20 protein-coding genes are annotated in these 19,915 nt (G+C 66.4%); 10 read left to right on the forward strand and 10 right to left on the reverse strand.

All coding sequences use genetic code 11. From position 1 onward, the window contains the following. The first annotated feature begins 68 nt into the window (after positions 1-68). Together R5O87_RS07990 and R5O87_RS07995 are read left to right on the forward strand one after the other, a co-directional pair. Positions 69-476 (forward strand): (R)-mandelonitrile lyase, encoded by a 408-nt coding sequence (locus R5O87_RS07990; RefSeq protein ID WP_410554392.1) that lies wholly within the window; start codon positions 69-71, stop codon positions 474-476. 29 nt (positions 477-505) lie between these two features. Beyond that, positions 506-1,726, forward strand: a complete 1,221-nt coding sequence (locus R5O87_RS07995) for an MFS transporter (RefSeq protein WP_410554393.1) — start codon at positions 506-508, stop codon at positions 1,724-1,726. 162 nt (positions 1,727-1,888) lie between these two features. On the opposite strand, the gene R5O87_RS08000 is transcribed toward R5O87_RS07995, so the two are convergent. Together R5O87_RS08000 and R5O87_RS08005 are read right to left on the reverse strand one after the other, a co-directional pair. Next, entirely contained in the window at positions 1,889-2,500 is a 612-nt protein-coding gene (locus tag R5O87_RS08000; RefSeq protein ID WP_462836437.1) for a response regulator, read from the reverse strand. Positions 2,501-2,564: 64 nt separating this feature from the next. Continuing rightward, the gene (locus tag R5O87_RS08005) at positions 2,565-3,896 is read right to left on the reverse strand and encodes a sensor histidine kinase (protein ID WP_410554395.1); all 1,332 of its coding nucleotides are present in this window, start codon (positions 3,894-3,896) and stop codon (positions 2,565-2,567) included. A gap of 314 nt (positions 3,897-4,210) precedes the next feature. On the opposite strand from R5O87_RS08005, the gene R5O87_RS08010 reads away from it, so the two are divergent. The 3 genes from R5O87_RS08010 to R5O87_RS08020 all read left to right on the forward strand — a co-directional run bounded on the left by R5O87_RS08010 (position 4,211) and on the right by R5O87_RS08020 (position 7,416). Then, positions 4,211-5,896 (forward strand): multicopper oxidase family protein, encoded by a 1,686-nt coding sequence (locus tag R5O87_RS08010; RefSeq protein WP_410554396.1) that lies wholly within the window; start codon positions 4,211-4,213, stop codon positions 5,894-5,896. Between the two features lie 225 nt (positions 5,897-6,121). Next, positions 6,122-6,835 (forward strand): hypothetical protein, encoded by a 714-nt coding sequence (locus R5O87_RS08015; RefSeq protein ID WP_410554397.1) that lies wholly within the window; start codon positions 6,122-6,124, stop codon positions 6,833-6,835. A gap of 2 nt (positions 6,836-6,837) precedes the next feature. Next, entirely contained in the window at positions 6,838-7,416 is a 579-nt protein-coding gene (locus R5O87_RS08020; protein WP_410554398.1) for a hypothetical protein, read from the forward strand. A 209-nt stretch (positions 7,417-7,625) separates the two neighbouring features. Here R5O87_RS08020 and R5O87_RS08025 read toward each other — a convergent pair whose 3' ends face one another. Beyond that, the gene (locus tag R5O87_RS08025; protein WP_410554399.1) at positions 7,626-9,065 is read right to left on the reverse strand and encodes an amino acid permease; all 1,440 of its coding nucleotides are present in this window, start codon (positions 9,063-9,065) and stop codon (positions 7,626-7,628) included. A gap of 78 nt (positions 9,066-9,143) precedes the next feature. After that, positions 9,144-10,253, reverse strand: coding sequence for a histidinol-phosphate transaminase (gene hisC, locus R5O87_RS08030; RefSeq protein ID WP_410554401.1), 1,110 nt, complete (start codon positions 10,251-10,253; stop codon positions 9,144-9,146). Positions 10,254-10,346: 93 nt separating this feature from the next. Here hisC and R5O87_RS08035 point away from each other — a divergent pair, with 93 nt between their 5' ends. From R5O87_RS08035 to R5O87_RS08055, 5 genes are all read left to right on the forward strand, one after another. Continuing rightward, the gene (locus R5O87_RS08035; RefSeq protein ID WP_410554402.1) at positions 10,347-10,850 is read left to right on the forward strand and encodes an Lrp/AsnC family transcriptional regulator; all 504 of its coding nucleotides are present in this window, start codon (positions 10,347-10,349) and stop codon (positions 10,848-10,850) included. Positions 10,851-10,970: 120 nt separating this feature from the next. Further along, the gene (locus R5O87_RS08040; protein ID WP_410554403.1) at positions 10,971-12,638 is read left to right on the forward strand and encodes a thiamine pyrophosphate-binding protein; all 1,668 of its coding nucleotides are present in this window, start codon (positions 10,971-10,973) and stop codon (positions 12,636-12,638) included. A gap of 135 nt (positions 12,639-12,773) precedes the next feature. Further along, positions 12,774-13,037, forward strand: coding sequence for a type II toxin-antitoxin system Phd/YefM family antitoxin (locus R5O87_RS08045; RefSeq protein ID WP_410554405.1), 264 nt, complete (start codon positions 12,774-12,776; stop codon positions 13,035-13,037). A gap of 8 nt (positions 13,038-13,045) precedes the next feature. Continuing rightward, positions 13,046-13,471, forward strand: a complete 426-nt coding sequence (locus R5O87_RS08050) for a type II toxin-antitoxin system VapC family toxin (protein WP_410554406.1) — start codon at positions 13,046-13,048, stop codon at positions 13,469-13,471. Between the two features lie 33 nt (positions 13,472-13,504). Then, the gene (locus R5O87_RS08055) at positions 13,505-14,083 is read left to right on the forward strand and encodes an HNH endonuclease (protein ID WP_410554407.1); all 579 of its coding nucleotides are present in this window, start codon (positions 13,505-13,507) and stop codon (positions 14,081-14,083) included. A 55-nt stretch (positions 14,084-14,138) separates the two neighbouring features. Here R5O87_RS08055 and R5O87_RS08060 read toward each other — a convergent pair whose 3' ends face one another. From R5O87_RS08060 to R5O87_RS08085, 6 genes are all read right to left on the reverse strand, one after another. Then, positions 14,139-14,873 carry a hypothetical protein gene (locus R5O87_RS08060; RefSeq protein ID WP_410554408.1) on the reverse strand — a complete coding sequence of 245 codons (735 nt, stop codon included), beginning with the start codon at positions 14,871-14,873 and terminating at the stop codon, positions 14,139-14,141. Between the two features lie 163 nt (positions 14,874-15,036). Further along, complete coding sequence (locus R5O87_RS08065) at positions 15,037-15,843, reverse strand: hypothetical protein (protein ID WP_462836412.1); 807 nt, start codon at positions 15,841-15,843, stop codon at positions 15,037-15,039. 324 nt (positions 15,844-16,167) lie between these two features. Beyond that, positions 16,168-16,965 carry an amino acid ABC transporter ATP-binding protein gene (locus R5O87_RS08070; RefSeq protein ID WP_410554410.1) on the reverse strand — a complete coding sequence of 266 codons (798 nt, stop codon included), beginning with the start codon at positions 16,963-16,965 and terminating at the stop codon, positions 16,168-16,170. Beyond that, entirely contained in the window at positions 16,962-17,885 is a 924-nt protein-coding gene (locus tag R5O87_RS08075; RefSeq protein ID WP_410554411.1) for an amino acid ABC transporter permease, read from the reverse strand. The genes R5O87_RS08070 and R5O87_RS08075 overlap by 4 nt, the downstream gene beginning before the upstream one ends. An 8-nt stretch (positions 17,886-17,893) precedes the next feature. Continuing rightward, positions 17,894-18,841: an ABC transporter substrate-binding protein gene (locus R5O87_RS08080; protein WP_462836413.1), complete on the reverse strand. Its 948-nt coding sequence runs from the start codon at positions 18,839-18,841 to the stop codon at positions 17,894-17,896. Then, positions 18,825-19,862, reverse strand: a complete 1,038-nt coding sequence (locus R5O87_RS08085) for a succinylglutamate desuccinylase/aspartoacylase family protein (RefSeq protein WP_410554413.1) — start codon at positions 19,860-19,862, stop codon at positions 18,825-18,827. The genes R5O87_RS08080 and R5O87_RS08085 overlap by 17 nt, the downstream gene beginning before the upstream one ends. Positions 19,863-19,915: the final 53 nt, after the last annotated feature.

A 19,915-nucleotide genomic window follows, 5' to 3' on the forward strand; every position in this document is an offset into this window, starting at 1 on the left:
GAGGGTCTGCCGATACGGGTACTGGCAGAGACTCCCGCGGCACCGGACGGGTAAGTAGCGTGGTCGGCATGAACATCGAACCGACCAGGCCCACCGGCAAGAACCCGCCCGAGCAGTTCGTCGGCGATGTGTGGCTGGACCCCATCGCCCTGCCGCACGAAAGCGACCAGCGCATGATCGTCGCCACCGTCCGGTTCGCCCCCGGCGCCCGCACCGCCTGGCACTCGCACGCCCGCGGACAGTACCTCCGCGTCACCCAGGGCGTGGCCCGGTTCGGCGGCCGCGACGGCAGGATCATCGAGGTCCACCCCGGCCAGACCCTGTACACACCGCCCGGCGAAGAGCACTGGCACGCCGCCGCACCCGGCTGCTTCATGGAGCACATTGCCATGCTGGAGAACGGTGACGATCCCGCCACCACAACCACCTGGCTGGAGCACATCACCGACGACGAATACAACGGCACCCAGCCCTGACATCCCCGGAAACCAACTTCAGAGAGCACATGACCCAAACACACCCCCAACCCGGCCGGACCACGGTGCCCGCCGAGGGCCGCGGCTTCATCGCGGCCACCGTCTCGTTCGTCTCCGTGTTCGCCGCCGGCGCCTCGGCCATTCCCCTCTACGACACGTACCGCAGCGCCGACGGCCTGACCAACGACCAGTTCTCGCTGGTCGCCGTCGCCTACTTCGTCTGCGCCGTGTTCGCCCTGCTGGTCCTCGGCCGGCTCTCCAACCACCACGGCCGGCTCCCCGTCTCCATTGCCGCGCTGCTGCTCGCCGCGGCCGGCTGCCTCACCCTGCTGTGGGTGCACAGCTTCCTTCCCCTCCTGCTCGGCCGGGTCCTCCAGGGACTTGCAGCCGGCCTTGCCTCCAGCGCCATCGGCGCCTACATCGTGGACACCGCACCGCGCCGCCCGCGGTGGCTTGTCGCGGCCGTCACCACTGCCGCCGCCACCATCGGCCTCGCCCTCGGCGTCTTCCTCTCGGGAGTGCTCGTCGAGTTCGGGCCCGCCCCGCGGCAGCTCACCTTCTGCCTGTTCGCCGCGGTCCTGCTCGGCTGCGCGGCCGCCCTTGCCACCCGCCCGGAAACCGTTGCCCGCACGCCCGGCGCGTGGTCCTCGCTGATCCCGCGGCTGGCGGTCCCGACGGCGTCACGCCCCTACCTGCCCCTCGCGTCTGGCGTGTTTGTGGCCACCTGGGCGTTCGGCGGGTACTTCACCTCGTTCGGCCCCTCCATCGCGGCAGACGACCTCGGCTCGCACAGCCCCCTCGTTGCGGCGGCCGTGTTCGCCTCCTACATGGCGCCGAGTTTCCTGGGCGGTTTCCTCGCCGGACGCTTCACACCTGCCGCCGCTCAGCGCACCGGGATGACACTGGTCGCCGCCGCAGGAATCGGGCTCGCCGCCGCCAGCACTGCCGGGATCCTCGGCCTGTTTATCGGCGCGGGCGTCGTGGGCGGCATCGGGATGGGCCTTGCCACCTCCGGCAGCATGAACACACTCCTGCCCGAGGCCCTCCCCCGCGAGCGCGCAGGCCTGCTCGCCGTGATCTACGCCATTTCGTACACCGGGTCCGCCGTCCCCAGCCTCATTGCCGGACAAGCCAGCCGGGTCCTGAGCCTCCCCGTCATCACCACCGGCTACGCCGCCCTCGCCGTCCTCGTCTGGGTGGCCACACTCCTCGGCGCCCGGAACCCGGCTCCCGTTCCCGGCCGGTACTGAGCTTACGGATTTTGGTGGGGTGCCGCCGTCGGAATTCCCGACGGCGGGAGGCAAGTCCGACGGCGGGCGGCAAGTACCGCCGTCGGCCGTCAGTTTGGTCCTCCCCAAGCCAGGCGCCGGAGCGGGCAGTGCGCGCTCAGCCGCGTCTCTTGACTTCGCGCGTCAGTTGCCGAGCAGCCGCCGTTCGTGCGCGAACGCGATCAGCTGCAGGCGCGTCCGCAGCTCCAGCTTGTCCAGCACGCTGCGCAGGTGCGTTTTGACGGTGGCCTCGGAGACGAACAGGCCTTCAGCCATCTCCCCGTTGGTCAGCCCCTTGGCGGCGAGAAGAAACACATCCCGTTCCCGGACCGAGAGAACATCCAGGACGGACAGATCCGGGCCCGCAACCGGAGCCTGTCTCGCCGCGTGTTCGAACAAGGAGTGCACCGAGCCCGGCGCGATGACCGAATAGCCGGAGTGGACGGTCCGGATGGCGGCGAGCAGGAACTCCGGCTCGGCGCTCTTGAGCAGGTATCCGCTGGCCCCGGCCAGGACGGCTTCGACCACTGCCTGGTCCCGGTTGAAGGTGGTCAGCGCGATGATCTTCGGCTTGTCGGTGTTGCCGGCGTCGGCCTGGCTGATGATTCGGCTGGTGGCGGTGACTCCGTCCAGGACGGGCATGCGCAGGTCCATCAGCATCACGTCCGGGCGGCGCTCGGCGGCCAGGGCCACGGCCTGTTCCCCGTCGGCGGCGTCGCCGGAGAACTCCATGTCCGGCTGGCTTTCGATGAGCATGCGGATGCCCGCACGGAACAGCGGCTGGTCATCCACCAGCGCCACCTTGATGCGCGACGCAGCCTCACCCACGGGGGTCAGCCTCCACCGCCGCGGCGGACACGGCTACGAGATCGGTCTGCCGGCCAAGCCGGTCCCCGTCGTCCTCCGTCGTGCCGGGATTTCCTGCCGGGTAGGGGATGAACACCGTCACCCTGAACTGCTCGCCGTCCGGTCCGGCCGTCAGCCAGCCGCCCGCCATGTGTGCGCGTTCGCGCATTCCGGGCAGGCCACGGCCGGACCGCTGCGGTGCAGCCTCCGCCGGTTGTCCGGGCTTGGCGGCCACAGTTGCCGATGCCGCGTGCAGGGTCAGGCCGGGGCCGCTCCAGTCGAAGTGGAGACGGACAGCCGTTCCCCGCCCGCCGTGTTTGAGGGCGTTGGTCAGGCACTCCTGGACGATGCGGTAGACCGCCACCTGCTGGCCGCCGGACAGCTCAACGCGTGTTCCGGATTCGCTGGATTCGATTTTCAGGCTGCCCCGCTGCATCCCCTCGATCAGCACCTCAATGTCACTGAGCCGTGGCTGCGGGACGGCCATGCCGTCGTCGTGCACGCCTTCAATGACGCGCTGGGCGTCAACCAGCGCAGTGCGGGCGGACCCCGCGATGTTTTCCAGCGCGCTGAGGACGGCCTTCGGCTGGTCCTTGCTCAGGTAGCGGGTGCCGTCGGCCTGCGCTGCTATGACCGCGAGGGAATGGGCGAGGACGTCGTGGAGGTCCCGGGCGATGCGTGTCCGTTCCTGTTCCACGATCAGGTCCACTTCGGCCGCCTCAAGCGTGCTCTGCGCAAGGTCCCGCGCACGGAACAGGGAGCCCCGCTCCTGGTAGAGGGCCAGCAGAAGCCCAAGGCCGAAGCATGCCGCCGCGATCACAACGAAGAGGGCAAAAAGCTGCCAGCCATTGCGGCGAAGCATGCCCAAGTCGCCGTCGTAATGGAGGAACCAACCGACGCCGGCGCCGTACCGCCACGACAGCAGGAGGAACGCCATGGCGGCTGCGAAGACCACATTGGCCCCGGCCGCGACCAGCCGCGTCCATCCCTGGTGCAGCCAGACGATGAACACCAGCGCAACAAAGGATCCGATGTAAATCGCCCAGTTGTTGTCGTACATCGGCGGGATCAGGTGTGCCAGCTGGCCGGCGAGCAGCAGGGCGACGAGTGCCAGGGACGCCAGCGGCTGCCAGGCGGCCGCCGCAATCGCCAGCGTGGTCAGCACGAGCGGCCAGGTCCCGGGCCAGGTCTGCAACCCACCGCCGAAGCCGGCGATCGGTGCCATCCGGCCGGCTTCGGCCACACACCACAGGGAGAAGAAAATGACGGCCGCCACCGGGGCGCCCCAACGCCGTCCAAACTTCATTACTGGTTCCATGCCTGCCACCCTATCCGCGGCTTTCCGGCGCAGAACGCCGTTTCCGGCCAATCTCCACCCGGAAGCCAGAACTTTCATTCCGAAAGCCAGTCCGCGAGACCGAAACCAGCCGCACGCCGGCCAACGCCCCATATGGGGTAGCCGCGGGCCTGGCCGGCAGAAACTGCAAGGTTTTCCCAGTGCCCCCGGCCCACACTTGGGCCCGTTACACGGTCTCTGCATCTCCACGGGGGAGAACGAACTTGCGGCCATTGGTCGCGGGTCCGTTGCATGTCAACCCATATCAATGACTGGAGGAGACAATGGCGTCTCGCAGGGAAGTACTGAAACTGGGTGTGGTGGGCGCTGCCATGACCGGAGCGTTGGCCGGAAGCGCCGAGGCGGCGACCACAGAGCCCATAAGCCAGAGTCAGCTGGCACCGCAGAACACCCCGGTCCCGTTCAGGGGTGTCTTCCGGCGGCCCCCGGAGCTCGTGCCTTTTCAGAAGGGCTTCGATGGCGGCGACCCGAAACGGCCTTTCGAGCGCTACGCCCTCACCCAGAAACTCGGACAGGCCCGCATGCTGCCCGGCCTCACCACCACTTTGGCCGGGTTCAACGGAATCTTCCCGGGCCCCACCATCCGGGCCAGGCAGGGGACCAGGATTGAGGTGCGCATCCGCAACGCGTTCCCGCAGACCGGTCTGCTCCAGCCGGGCACGTTCAGCACCTCCACGCACCTGCACGGCTCGGCGTCGCTCCCCCAGTACGACGGCTATGCCAATGACATCACCGTGCCGGGCTTCTTCAAGAACTACCACTACCCCAACCGGCAGGCGGCGCGGACGCTGTGGTACCACGACCACAAGCACCACATCACCGCCGAGAATGTGTATTCGGGGCTGGCGGCGTTCTACCCGCTGTCCGACCGGTTCGAAAGGGCGCAGCTGCCGCAGGGCGAGTTTGACGTGCCGCTGATGATTTCCGATGCACTGTTCCGGTCGGACGGCTCGCTCGCGTTCAACGACAACGGCCAAAAGGGGCTGTGGGGCGACATCATCCTGGTCAACGGGGTGCCGTGGCCCACCATGAAGGTCAAGCCGCGCATCTACCGTTTCCGCGTGCTTGACGCCTCGGTCGCGCGCTCCTACCGGCCCACCCTCTCCAACGGTGAACCCGTCTATATCGTTGGCACCGATGCCGGCATGACACCGGTGGTCCAGGCTGTGTCGTCATGGCGGATGGGCTCAGCGGAGCGCACCGAAATCCTGATCGATTTCCGCAAGTACAAGGTGGGGCAGACCGTCGACCTGCGCAACCTCAGCAACAAGAACAACATCGACTTTGCCAACACGAACAAGATCATGCGGTTCCAGGTGGTCACCGATTCGGGTTCCGGGGCGGGGTCCATCTCCTCCATCCCGTCCAGGCTGGACAACGGAGGGTCGCCCAGGGCGTCACTGGGCGGCATCGACACGATGAGCCTGACCCCTCAGATGGCCACGGTGAAGAGGCAGCTCAGATTCGAGCGCCAGAACGGCCTGTGGACCATCAACGGTGTCATCTGGGACGACATTGAAAGGTCGGGGTTCACCAAGCTGTTCGGCAATCCCCAGCCCTTCGCCGTCGAGCAGTGGACCATCATCAACCAGTCCGGAGGATGGTTCCACCCGGTCCACGTCCACCTGGTCGACGCCAAAATCATCGCCCGCAACACCAACGGCGGCAAACCGTTCGCCTGGGAGGGCGGTCCCAAGGACGTCTTCTACGCCGGCGAGAACGAGTCCATCACCACGCTGATGCAGTTCGACTCCACGGCTCAGGAGGGCGGACGGTACATGATCCACTGCCACAACCTGGTGCACGAGGACCACGACATGATGGTCCAGTACGCGGTGGCCAATCTGCGGACCAACGACCCCATCACCGCCGACCCGCCCAGGCTTGACCTCCGTCCCGCGGACGCCTTCCCGCCGGTGTACCGGCCGCTGTTCCCGCCGGGGACGTGAGCTGGATCCGTCGCCGAGGCCCCCGAGTTTTTGGGCAGATATCGCGACTTGAATCGAGCCAAACGACGATTATCTGGACAAAAACTCGGGGCGGGAGGGTGACCGCAGACAAGGTCAGCACCTGGATCTACAATGGGCATCCACAGGCAGGTGCGCGGGCGCTCCTGCTTCGTTCGTGGACGGTGCAAGCCGGCCTGGACGGATCATGAATGGGGATGACTGATCATGAGCGACGGCGCACCTGACTCCGGACCGGAACCCCGCGCCGTCCCGCCGCTTAAGCCGCCCAAGCCCCCGCGCGTCGGGTCAGGCAGGAAAAGTACGACGGCGGCCAACGGGCCGCCTGCCCCGCCCACCATGGCGGTGGCCAGCAGGGAGGAAAATTCCGCGCCGGCCCTCGACAACTACGCCGAGTTCATCGCGCGGCTGGACGCCGCTGCCGGCAGGCTCACTCCGCGGCGCGATGCCCTGGCCACGGCCCTCGGCGCTGCGGAACTGCTCCTCACCCAGAACCAGACGGGGCTCGAACTGTGGGGTCAACGCCTCTCGCTCATCAGTCTGCTCCTGGCCCGGCCCAGCGGAGCCCATGGGGCGCGGAGATACAGCACCCTGCGGGAGCTCCATGACGTTGCGGCCAAGATGGAGCGGATGTTCACCAGCCGCACGCAGCGAGTTCAGGACGTCTGCCATTCGATCCGGGAACGCCAGGACGAAATCAACAGATCGCTGTTTGAACTGGAGAAGAGCCGGGTCAAACTGACGTCGTCCCGGCTGCTGGCGGTAGAACGGGAAAATCTCCGCAAGGTGGCCGATGATCTGTCCCTCTCCCCGGAGGGCACCGGCCTCGGCTTCCCGGATCCGGATCTCCGGGAAAGCCTCCGGGAAGCGCGCGAGGCAATCATTCTGGCCGAGGCCCTGCTGGAAGTGAAAGGGAACTGATCATGCCAACTCCGCGGACCCAATCCCGGGAAGTCTGCAGCTTCACGTCCACCCAATGGAGCGGCAGGCCGGCCGACGGCGCGGGCGCCACCTTCGGCGGGTTCTCCCTCATCGGCTTCATCCTGTGCCTGCTGCTGATGACCTTCACACCCTTCCTGAGGGATTTCGGCGCCATGATGCTGTTCGTCGCGGGCTTCGCCACCGTGTTCACGGTCCTGGCCATCATCGGCAGGAGTTCTAGCGAGCGGGCGTTCCTGCAGCGGCTGACCGGGACCGTTAATGAGGTCATTCTCGAACTGACGGCGGACCGGACGAACCAGCTTTCGCCGGACGGGCTCCGTGCACTCCTGATGGAAAGCGGGAGCCTCCCGCTGCTGGTGAACGGGGTATCCGGCCTGCACCTGAAGGCGGTCCGGCAGCCCTCCCCCAAGCCGAAGCAGAACGCCAAGGCGAATGCCGAGGTGGTCACCATCACGCGGATCGTCATCGCGGCCACGCCACCGGACTACGGCATCCGCAGCTTCGACCGGCTCCTGGAAACCGCGACGACGGACCCCGGCTTCAATTCGGCCGCCTCGTAGGCCCGCCCCAGTCCGATTAAGGCCCGGTGGACCAAACTGCAACGCGGGGTCACTTAGCGCCCAATGTGGGGCCTTCATTGGGCGCTAAGTGACCCCGCGTTGGTGTGGTGGTGCACCGAAAAAGGAGGGCACGTCCGGCCAGACCGGACGCGCCCTCCCCTTTCCGCGGAACCCCCAAGCAATTGCGCGGAATCCCCCAAAGCCGCGGGTCAGTCGATGAGCACCGGCGGCTCGACGCGCTCCGCCGACTCAAGGCGTTCCGCGGAGACACCCACCGGGGTCCCGGCGGAACGGTTCATGGAGCGGTGGTGCAGCCAGTTCGCCACTGCCAGGACCGCCACGAGGCCGAAGGTGCTCAGGAGCTGGGGTCGGGAGTCCTCGCCGATGAAGCCCACCGTGAAGATGGCCGCGAGAATCAGCAGGCCGAGGCCCGTCAGCCAGGGGAAGCCCGCCATCCGCAGCGGCAGGGCAACTCCGTCACGGTCCGCACGGAGACGGAGGGCAAGCTGGGCGAGCAGGGCGGAGGCCCACACCAGCAGGGACGTCGAGCCCACGATGTTCAGCAGGAGGGGAAGCACCTTCTCCGGGAAGGCCACCTCGAGCACGGCCGTGACGACGCCGAAGGAGACGCTGGCCAGGACTGCCACCACCGGGACGCGGGCCTTGGACAGGGAAGCCAGGACGCGCGGAGCTTCACCGCGTTCGGCGAGGGAGAACGCCATGCGGGAGGCGCCGTAAAGGTTGGCGTTGAGGGCGGAGAGCAGTGCCGCGACGGCAACGAGGGTGATGGCGGTGGCTGCGCCGGGCATGCCTGCGGCATCCAGCACGGCAGCGAAGGGGCTCTTCAGGCCGGCCGATCCCACGGGGACAACAGCCGCGATGATGAAGATGGCGCCGATGTAGAAGATGAGGATGCGCCACAGGACGGTGCGGACGGCCTTGCGGACGCTGCGGGCAGGATCCTGGGTTTCGGCTGCGGCCACGGAGACAATCTCGGTGCCGCCGAAGGCGAAGGCCACCACGAAGAGCGCCGTGGCGATCCCCGCGAAGCCGTGCGGAGCGAAGTCGACTCCGGTGAAGTTGGCCAGGCCCGGTGACGAGACCCCCGGCAGCCAGCCAAAGAGAAGGGCGACGCCGACGAGCAGGAACCCGACGATGGCAGCCACCTTGAGCAGCGCGAACCAGAACTCGAATTCGCCGAAGTTCTTCACCCGAGTCAGGTTCACGGCGGTGAGCACCGCGATGAACACGAAGGCCATCAGCCACACCGGCAGGGCGGGGAAGATCGTGGCGAGCAGGCCCGCCGCACCGAGCGCTTCAGCCGCGATGACCACCACCAGCTGGAGCCACCAAAGCCAGCCCACCGTGGCACCGGCCACGGGCCCGAAGGCCCGGGCGGTATAGACGGAGAAGGCGCCGCTGTCCGGATTGGCGGCGGCCATCTCGCCGAGGGCCCACATCACCAGGATGATAAGGGTGCCGGCCACCAGGTAGGAGACCAGCACCGCCGGTCCGGCGGCCTGGATGCCGGCGCCCGAACCAATGAAGAGACCGGCGCCGATGGCGCTTCCGAGTCCCATCATTGTGAGCTGGCGGGGTTTGAGGGCGGCGCCAAGCGCCGGGGCAGACGTCATTGTCCGTTGTTCCATGAAGAGTCCTCTGGGTTGTCTGTCGAACAGGGAGAGATCGAACGGGTAAAGGTGGAACGGCTAAGGGTGAAGCGGGTTTCAGGCCGCGTGGACTGCCAGGATGGTTGCCATAACCTGCAGCACGCGGTCGTTGGAAGCGGGGTCGGCAACGGTGATCCGGACGCCGTCGCCCGGGTACGCGCGGACCATGATGTCCGCCTGGTCGAAGGCGCCCACGAGCCTCGCCCGGAGGTCGTCGTCGGCCCGGATCCACAGGAAGTTGCCCTGGCTTGGCTGCAGCGTCCAGCCCTGGGCCGCCAGCTGTGCACTCAACCGCGAGCGCTCCTGCTTGACGACGGCGGTCCTCGCCTCCATCTCGTCGCTTGCGTCCAGCGAGGCGATGGCAGCCTTCTGGGCCAGGGCCGTCACGGCGAACGGAATGGCGGTCCGGCGCAGTCCCTCGGCGATGGCCGGCGCGGCCACAGCGTATCCCACGCGCAGGCCGGCGAGTCCGTAGGCCTTCGAGAAGGTGCGGAGGATGCACATGTTCGGGAACTCGCGGTAGAGCGAAAGCGAGTCCGGCCCGCTGCCCGTCTCGGCGTATTCCACGTAGGCCTCGTCGATCACCACGAGGATGTCCGAGCGGATGGAGCGGAGGAACGCCTCGATGCGTTCATGGCTGATCGGGACGCCCGTCGGGTTGTTGGGGGTGCAGAGCAGGACAATCCTGGTCCGGTCGGTGACGGCGGCGGCCATGGCGTCGAGGTCGTGACCCTCGGCGTCATCCAGCGGGATGCGGACGGGCTTGGCACCGGCCAGCTCCACCAGGATGGGGTAGGCCTCGAAGCTTCGCCAGGCGAAGATCACTTCATCCCCGGCGTCGCAAAGCCCGGTGATGATCTGCTGCAGAACGCCGACGCTGCCGGGTCCCACCGCGACCTCTTCGGCGGTGACAGCCAGGTGGGCAGCAATCCGTTCGCGGAGTTCGACGGCGGCCATGTCCGGGTAGCGGTTCATCCTGCCGGCCGCTTCGGCCACGGCGGCGGCTGCCGCGGGCAGGGGTTCGTAGTGGCTTTCGTTGCTGGCGAGGGCTGCGATGTCCTCACCGGCGCTGCGCCGGCCCGGGACATAGGACGGGAGGCCGGCGACCGCTGCACGCAGGGTGGGGTGTGCGGTTTCCGTGGCCATCAGTATCTGATTACTGGTCATGGGTCTTGATCATGGAAGTGACCGGGACCACATTGCAAGATACTCTGAATGCCTTGGGATTTCTGCTCAACTTCTATCGTCTGTGGTGAAAATATGACCATCCCGACTCCCCGCACCTTCGATTCCCTGGACGCCAGGATCATCCTCGCGCTCGACAAGGACCCGGAAGCCAGTGCTTTGGCACTGTCCCGGACGCTCGGCGTCGCACGCAACACCGTGCACGCACGCCTGTCGAAACTCGAGAGCGGCGGTGCCCTCAGGTCCTTCAGCCGGAGGCTGGACCCAGCGGCGCTCGGCTACGGGCTGCTGGCCTTCCTTTCCCTGGCCATCAGCCAGGCCCGCGCCAAATCGGTGGAAAGCGGGCTCGAAGCGATTCCGGAGGTCATCGAGGTCCACGCCACCACAGGCGATGCTGACCTCATGGCCAAGGTGGTGGCCCGGGACACGGCCGATCTCTACCGGATCACCAACCAGATCCTGGAGATCGACGGAATCCAGCGGACCAGCACAGCCATCTCCGTCGTGGAGCTCATGCCGCCCCGCTATGACGGCCTGCTGGCCCGGCTGTCACAGCAGGAGAGCCGCCAGCCCGGCTAAGGCGGGGTGACGCGCACCACCTTTGGGCATATTTTCAGCAGGGCTATGGAGAAACTGCCAAAAGTCCCAGCAAATAGTCGATGTCTTGCTTACCGAGGGCCCGCATCCGACGATTCCTGCATGACTTCTCTTACAGTGTCCGGCCGGGTGGCGCAGGTTCTCAGCAGCTATGTCAGCGACGTGTTCGGCGTGATGGGCAACGGAAACGTGTATTTCCTGGATGCCGCCGAGAAGGAGGGCCTCCGCTTCACCGCCGTACGCCATGAAGGCGCGGCCATCGCCGCTGCGGACGCCTACTACCGGGCATCCGGGCGCCTCGCGGCTGGGACCACCACCTACGGCCCCGGCTACACCAACGCCCTGACGGCCCTCGCGGAAGCGGTGCAGGCGCAGATCCCGGTGGTGCTCGTCACCGGGGATGCACCGAGCAGCGGCGCCCGCCCGTGGGACGTGGACCAGGCGGCGATCGCCGCCGGGCTGGGCGCGGCCACCTTCACGGTCACCCGTGACGCCGCGGGCTCCATCACCCAGGAAGCGGTGGAGTACGCACTTGCCCGGCGGACCGCCGTCGTCATTGCCGTTCCGTACGATCTGGCGGCCGTTGAGGCGGCGGACGAAGAGCTTCCCGCGCCGCCGGCGGCGGCTGCCGTGAGGAACGACGACGGCGGACTCGGCCGGGCGGCCGAACTGCTCACCGGCGCGAAGCGGCCGCTCATCCTGGCCGGCCGGGGTGCGCACCTCGCCGGTGCCGGGCCTGAACTCCGGGAACTGGCTGATCGCCTCGGTGCGCTCACGGCCGGGACGGCCCTGGCGCTGAACCTGCTGCAGGGCGAGGGGTACCTGGGCGTCGCGGGCGGCTTCGGCACGGACACCGCCGCCGGGCTCATGGGCGAGGCGGACGTGGTCCTCGTGGCCGGGGCAAGCCTGAGCCCGTTCACCATGCGCTTCGGCCACCTGATCGGCCCGGACGCCACCGTGATCCAGATCGACGCCGCCCTGGAGCCGACCAACCCGCGGGTGGACATGTTCGTCAGCGCGGACGTGAAGGCTGCCGCGGGCCGGCTCCTCCGTCTGCTGGACGACGCCGTCGACGCCGGTTCATCGAAGGCCTGGCGCGCGGAAGCACTCAAGCGCCTGGCCGAGGGACCCGGCCACCACCCCGGCAGCGCGGAGGTCCCGGACGGCCGCCTTGACCCCCGGGCGCTGGCCACGGCATTGGATGCCGTCCTGCCGGAGCGCCGCACCGTGGTCCAGGACGGCGGGCACTTCCTGGGCTGGGCACCCATGTACTGGCGCATCCCGCGCCCGCAGGACCTGGTCATGGTGGGGACGGCGTACCAGTCGATCGGGCTTGGCCTGGCCAGCGCCGTCGGGGCCTCCCGGGCGGTGGACGAGGGCAACATTCTGGTGCTGGCCTCGGGTGATGGCGGATTCCTGATGGGCCTGTCCGATCTGGAGTCGCTCGTGGGAGCGGCGAGCAGCGCCGTCGTCGTGATTTACAACGACGCCGCCTACGGGGCCGAGATCCATCAGTACGGCTCGCAGGGCCTGACCGAAAAGCCGATGCTGATCCCCGAGGTGGACTTCAGCGGGATTGCCCGCGCGATCGGGGCGGAGTCCGCGGTCATCCGCAAACTGTCGGACCTCTCCGCGCTCACGGACTGGATCGACGCCGGCGCCAGGGGCACCTTCGTGGCCGACTGCCGCATCACCTCAAGCGTCCGCGCCCCGTGGCTGACCGAGTGGATGAAGGCCAAGGAGGCCGAAAAGGAGAAGGTCGCCGGCTGACGGTTGTCCTACTGCAACGCGGGGTCACTTAGCGCCCAATGAGGGCCCTTAATTGGGCGCTAAGTGACCCCGCGTTGCGGTATCCAAACGTCGCTCAGCAAGCCGATGGTTGCTACGATTGCTACGGAGGCAATCATGGCCACTATTCCCCATCGCGAGCTCCGTAATCAGAGCAGCAGGATCCTTGAGCGCGTGAAGAACGGCGAGGTCATTGACGTGACCAACAACGGCGAGGTGGCAGCCACTCTAATTCCCCCATCGGCCTCGCCCTTCGAACGGCTGCTGCTGTCCGGTAGCGTCCGCCCTGCCTCAGGCGCTGTCGATTTCCAGATGCTGCCCCGCGTGAGGTCCGACACCGGCAGCGAAGAAATCCTGTCCGACCTGCGTGGCGACCGTTGATCATCTATGTGGACACGTCAGCCGCGCTGAAACTGATCATCGAGGAAACCGGCTCCCCTGCGGCAGCTGGATACCTCACATCAGCCGTGCAAAGGGGCGACCAGCTGGTCGCCTCAATGCTGATGTACACCGAACTCCACTGTGCCGGGAAGCGCCGGGGGCTCCCGGCAGAGCTGATCACAACTGTGTTGAGCGGAATAAACCTGGTGGATCTTGCGCGTTCGGACCTCATGTACGCCGCCGCAATGCCAGGGAATCTTCGCAGCGCCGACGCCATCCACCTCGCTGCCGCCATTCGCTTGCAGGCGGACGTGCTGGTCGCTTACGACGCCGAACTGCTCTCGGCTGCCACCGAGGCAGGCCTGCGGGCGCTCTCGCCAGGCACAGCCCCCGGCACTGACGCCGCAGGTCACCACGTAGAATCGCCCAGTTAGAGAAACGTCGCGGCCATCCTGGGGGAACATATCGTGCTGGAATTGGAGCGCATCTACTGGACGCGGGTTGCCCTGCGGCTGGCATACGCCGCCGCCACCGTTTGGCTGGCCGCTGCCGTCGTCTTTTCCTTTCACCCCAACACGGTCCACACAACCTTCGGCACGAGCGGCCCCTCGGTCTCCGACATCCTGCGCGGGATGTTCGACGGCGTCCTGGCGGCGGCCGCCGCCCCGGCCCTGGTCATCCTTGCCCTGGTCGTCACCGCGCTTATCATCCGCTTCCGGGACGTCCGACGGCGGGACCCGGTCCGGCGCTTCACGCGCCAGGAGCGCCGCGAAGGGATGGCCCGGGCCGGCGGACAGTGCGAGATGGAGGCGGGCTTCAGCCGCCGCTGCTCCCGTCCCGCAGAGCATGGTGACCATTTCTACCCATGGTCCAAGGGCGGCTCGACCAGTCTGCAGAACTTCGTCGCGGCATGCAGCAGGTGCAACCGGGCGAAAGGTGCGCGGATCCCGTCGCCGGCGCAGCAGGCACGACTGGAACGACGGCGGATGGCTTACGTTTTGTCCGAGGACGCGGTCCGCGTCGGCGAACGCCGGGAGCTGCCGTAACGGGCAACAGCTGCGTTCACAGGCCAGTTTGCACGTTCTATCCGGCGCGTTGTTCCTAGGGCTGGACAACATTCACGAGTTCGGACCTGGCACCCGACTGGAGATCTTCGGTCAGGACCAATGTTTTGACCTCGGGGCAGTAATACTTGTGCTCCCGTGCGTTCTCAAGCGGCGACCAGTCCAACACCTTGACGCAGTCGGTGTATTTGCCGGCTTTCGTGGAGACGGTCTGGCCGGTGGCGACGGTATCCCTCATGTCCTCCGCGCTGCCAATGTAGAATTCCTGCCGGTAGGAATCGCCCACCCGCTGGTCGGCCTTCATCCAGATCCCGGCTTTTGCCCCGTCTTTTCCGTGGAGGAAGCTGCCCCCATGGTGCAGCAGGAACCCGTTCCAATAGTTATTCACATCTTCCCCGAAGTACCACACGTCACCGTTCTTGTGCTGCGCAAGGTAGTCCCTGGTTTCCTCCACCAGCTGGCCGTTTTTGTATTCCTTGTCCAGATAAACGACGGTCTCAAAGCCCTCGATCCGCTTTTTCTCCGGCAGGATCTCAATCTCGATCCGTTCGGTGACTCCGCCCTGGCCGGCCGTCTCGTATGTCATTTTCTTGCCGACGGGGAGCGCGAAATACTTATTGGTTATGTTGGTGGTGAAATCCGCCGGACTGATCTCGGGGTTGTACTCCCCGGCGCGGCTCCTTTTGACGTTGTCGTTGTACAAAAACACTCCCCCGCCGACAACCAGCAACAAGACCAGGACACCCAGAAAAATTTTGGTGCGTAGCGGCATGACCTCTTCCCACTCCTCACTGAGTAGAAATTCCTATAAAGGGTCAGGGCAACGCTGCCCATGGCCATAGAAAAAAGGTAGTGCAGTCCGCCCCGAAGCAGAACCCTCAAATAAATAGCGCTGGGTCGACGAGCGGCCGGCACGTTCGCCGCCGTCGTGATGGTCAGGAGCTTTCAAGGCCCCCGGGCGGCTCTTTAGCGGGGCCCGGCTCCGGTCGGGGGCTGGCCCCGAGTAGGAGTTGCCGCTCGCCGCGCACCACCTGGTTGATGTAGCCGGTGAGGCGGTCCGCCTCGTTGCGGTAGTCGTCTGGGTCGGCCAGGAGCATGGTTGCCTGAATAAACAGAGTCCCGTCTTTTGCAGCCACCCGGAGGAAATGGGCCGGGCGCCGGCCCTCCATGATGATGGTGGCAATGACGGCAAAGCTTTTGTCAGCGTCGGTGAACGCCGAGGCCCGCTGATACGTCGCGGTGAATGAACCATCTTCGACCGTCAGTGTGGCGGGGGAACAGTCCGGCAGCTTGAATACAGACTCAAACGCCAGCGTCAGTGCGGCATCACGGTCCGCGCTGATAGCGACGAACACGGGCTCAGCACGGGTTCCGCTGAACGTTCCTGCGGCCGGCAATTCAGCTGACATCAACATGGCCCACGCCAGCACGTCCGAGCATTCCGCCGGGCTGACGCGTGCCGCCCCCGCGCCGAAGTGCAGGGACTGATTTTGGTCCCAGAACCGTGCTCCGGTCAGGACCTCACCCGCAGCTCCGCCTGGACCGGCTACGACTCCTGCCAGAGTCTCGACCTCGGCCTGGGAGAAAAGGCGGGCGGCTTTCGCGGGAGTTGCAGACGGGCTGCCAGTTATTTCCCGCGGGGCTGCCGCGTCCCGGCTGGCCTCGATGCCGGAATCCGGGTCGGGCGATGTGGGAGTTGCGCCGCCGGGCTCGACCGGAGCGCAGGCGGTCGGAAGGCTCATCAAAAGCACCGCCACCAAAAAGCGGCGAAGCATGTTTCCCATTGCCATCATGGTTCCCCCAACCTTGACTCAACGTCGGCGCCGGGACGAGCAAAACTTCCCGGGCATGGACGACATTGTAGTGTTTCAGAACCCTGCGTTGACGGGATTGCTGGGCGGCACTTTCGGTGCTGGAATAAGCCCAACGGCCCGAACCGGAAACATCCGGTTCGGGCCGTTCGGCTTCCCGGGGCTCGGGGTTTCCGGGGCTCGGGTTCCCGGGGCTCGGCTTCCCGGGCTCGGCTTCCCCGGGCTCGGCTTCCCCGGGCTCGGGGTTTCGGGGGCTTAGAGCACCGCGGACAGGAACGCCCGGGTCCGTTCGTGCGTCGGGTTGTTGATGACGGACGCCGCCGGGCCGTCCTCGATGATCCGCCCGTCATGCATGAACACCACACGGTCGGCCACATCCCGGGCGAAGCCCATTTCATGCGTCACCACGATCATGGTCATTCCGCTGCTGGCAAGGTCCTTCATGACGCGCAGCACCTCGCCCACCAGTTCGGGGTCCAGCGCCGACGTCGGCTCATCGAACAGCATCAGCTTCGGCTGCATGCACAGCGCCCGGGCAATCGCCACGCGCTGCTGCTGGCCGCCCGAAAGGTGACGCGGGTAAGCTCCCGCCTTGTCCTGCAGGCCCACCTTCGCCAGCAGTTCCAGTGCCCGACGCCGGACCGCGTCCTTGCGCTGTTTGAGCACCCTGAGCGGGGCCTCCATCAGGTTTTCCAAAACTGTCATGTGCGGGAACAGGTTGAAGTGCTGGAAGACCATGCCGATGTCCGTGCGGTCGGCGCAGATTTCGTTGTGCGACTGCTCGTGGAGTTTGTTGCCTTTGAGCCGGTAGCCCACCACGCGATCACCCACCCACAGCAGGCCGCCGTCGATCTTTTCAAGGTGGTTCACGCAGCGCAGGAAGGTGCTTTTGCCGGATCCGGATGCGCCGATCAGGCAGACCACTTCGCCGCTTCCCACTGCCAGGTCGATGCCTTTGAGGACCTCGTTGCTGCCGAACCTCTTACGGACACCTTCTGCCCGCACAAGGGGCGTGGCCGGCTGCGTCGCCGGGCTCATCGTCTCGGTGGTCATGATGCGTTTCCTTTTTCGGTGGCCAGCGGGGCGTGGACCCTGAAGTACTTCCGCAGCCGCTCCATCGCCGTCGGCGGAACGGAACGGGACGTTCCCCGGGAGAAGCGGCGTTCGAGATAACCCTGGCCCACGGTGAAGACGGTGGTGATGATGATGTACCAGATGCTCGCGACCATCAGCAGCGGAACCACCTGCAGGTTCTTGGAGTAGATGATCTGTGCCGAATACAGCAGTTCGGGGACCGCGAGGACGCTGACCAGCGACGTCATCTTGAGCATGCCGATGAACTCGTTGCCCGTTGGCGGAATGATGACCCGCATGGCCTGCGGCAGCACCACGCGCCGGAGGGTTTGGAGCCGGGAGAGTCCGAGCGCTCCGGCGGCTTCGCTCTGGCCCTGGTCAATGGACTGGATTCCGGCGCGCACGATTTCCGACATGTACGCCGCCTCATTAAGTCCGAGGCCCAGGATCGCAGCGGCCAACGGGGTGATGAGCTGGTTCGCGTCGAGGCTGACCCCGGGAATGCCGAAGGTGATTTCCGGGTAAAGGGCAGACAGGTTGAACCAGAAGAGCAGCTGCACCAGCACGGGAGTTCCCCGGAAGATCGTGACGTAGGCGCCGGCGGAGGCCTTGACCACGGGGTTGGGGGACAGCTGCATCACGGCCAGGAGCACGCCGAGGCCGACGCCTGCCGTCATGCACACAACGGTCAGGAACAGGGTGATCCCGATCCCGTTGACGACCGTCACGTCACGGAAATACAGCGCCACCTTGTCCCATCCGAACCGCGGGTTGCTCACGGCCGAGGCAAACAGAAGCGCAGCGAGCAGGACAACGGCGCTGCCGGCCACCCAGCGCCAGGGGTGCCGGGCGGGCACCACCGTATATTGCCCGGTGCACGTTGCCGCAGGCGTGCTCATGAGCCGGCTCATCGGGCACCGCTTGCGTCAACGGCGTCGGGGCTCACGGTCACGGACTGCGGAATTCCGTACCTGGCATTGATCTGCTTGTAGCTCTCACCGGCAACAATTGCCCTCACCGCGGCCACGATCGCCCCGGTGAGCGGTGATCCCTTCGGCATGGCGATACCAACCGGAGTCGGCGCGTAGTCTTCGCCGCCCGCCAGCTCGAAGGCACCGCCGGAGAGCTTGCTGGAGTACCCCATGGCAATGGTGCCCGACAGGACGCCGTCCACCCGCCCGGACATGAGGGCCAGGTTCGCTTCGTGCTGTGACGGGAAGAGTTGGATGTCGATGGGCTGGTTTCCGGCGTCGACGCATTTCTTCGAGAACTCCGGGAGGGTTTCGATTCCCTGCGTGGTTCCCTTTTCGCCGCCCACCTTCATGCCGCAGAGCTTCATCGGGTCCACCGACAGTTTCCGCGGATTTCCGGCCTTGACCGCAAGCCCGGAACCGCTGCTCTGGTACACGGCGAAGTCGGCGTTCTTCATGCGTTCGGCCGTGACGTTGAAGCCCGAGATGCCTACGTCGTACTTGTGTGAGCTGACCCCGGGCAGGATGGTGTCGAACGTCGCGGGCACCATCTGGATCTTCAGTCCCAGCGTTTCGCCGAGCGCCTTCGCGAAGTCGGCGTCCCACCCGACCACGGTCTTGTTGTCGCTGGCATAAAACTCGTAGGGCGCGAATGTGGGATCGGTTCCCACCACGAGGGTCCCCCTGGCCCTGACGCCGGGGGGCAGCAAGCCGGCCGCCGCGGCGTTGAAGGGTGCCGCGGAGACTTCCGTGTTTTTCTGCCCGACGGCGGTGGCACCGGCTTCGTTTCCGGCGTCAAGGGACGCCGTGGTACAGGCGGATAATCCGATGGCCCCTGCAAGGAGCAGGCTGCCGCCTGCGATGGCTCTAGAACGTAGCATCATTGCCTTTCGGTGGGGTTGATCCGTGGTCAACCGCGATGTTGACCAGGGTGGTGCCGATATTGACGACGGTGGGGTGCCGCACGACTGCGACCACCCCGTCCATGGGTGCATGGAATTCTTTTGCGGGCCGGTCCAGCTCCTCCACAGGGTGGACCCGGGCCACTAGCTCCCCTGCCCTGACCCTTTGCCCCAGTTCCGCGACGGGTTCCATGAGTCCGGCCAGGGTGGAATGGACCGCCGAGGCCCCCGTGAGCTCGACCCACTGGACAGCTTCAGCCCGGGCGCTGCGGGAGCCCTCGTCCTTGAGCACGCCCCAGTGGTCCAGGAGGGAGCGGAGACCTGCCCGGGCCCGCCGGAGGATCGGAACGGAGACCGTTCCCCGGCCGCCGAGTTCCGTGGAAATCATCGGCACGCCTGCCAGATCGGCGGCGCCGCTGATCGAGCCGGTCTTCATCATGGGCTTGACCGCCACGGAGTACGGCGCATTGAAAGCCTCCACCGCGGCAACCTTCGCTGCCCAGAGCTCCGGCGTGGGGCCAGGGTAGACGAAGGAGGACGCCACGTATTCCGAAGCCGTCCCGCCGGAGTGTATGTCCAGGACGTAATCGGCCAGGGAGATGAGTTCCTCGGCCACGATCGCGGCGATTTGTTCAGCCGGGCCGCCGTCGGCGTTGCCGGGCATCGCCCGGTTCAGGTTCTTGCGGTCCACGCTGGCAACGCGTCGTCCCTCCCGCACAGCGCAGATGTTCAGGGCGGGCAGCACGATCAGCCGGCCGGTGACAGCGTCGGCGTCGACCGCCCGGATCAGTTCCTGGAGCAGGATCTGCCCTTCGAATTCGTCGCCGTGGGTTCCCGCGATCAGCAGCGCGGTCGGCCCGTCCCCGCCGTTGATGACCGCAATGGGCGAGGGAATGACGGCGGCGTCGTACTCATTGTCCGAGTGGTCGATTTCGAGGTACCCGAACTGCTTGCCGGGAGCGGCGAAATCAATGCCGGGGATGCGTGGAATGGTAAAAGTCATGGCTCAGCTTTCGCCGGGTTGGAAGAATTGGATTCACTGTATACAGTGAATAC

It is taken from the genome of Arthrobacter globiformis, from assembly GCF_046536215.2.
GTDB lineage: Bacteria > Actinomycetota > Actinomycetes > Actinomycetales > Micrococcaceae > Arthrobacter > Arthrobacter globiformis_E.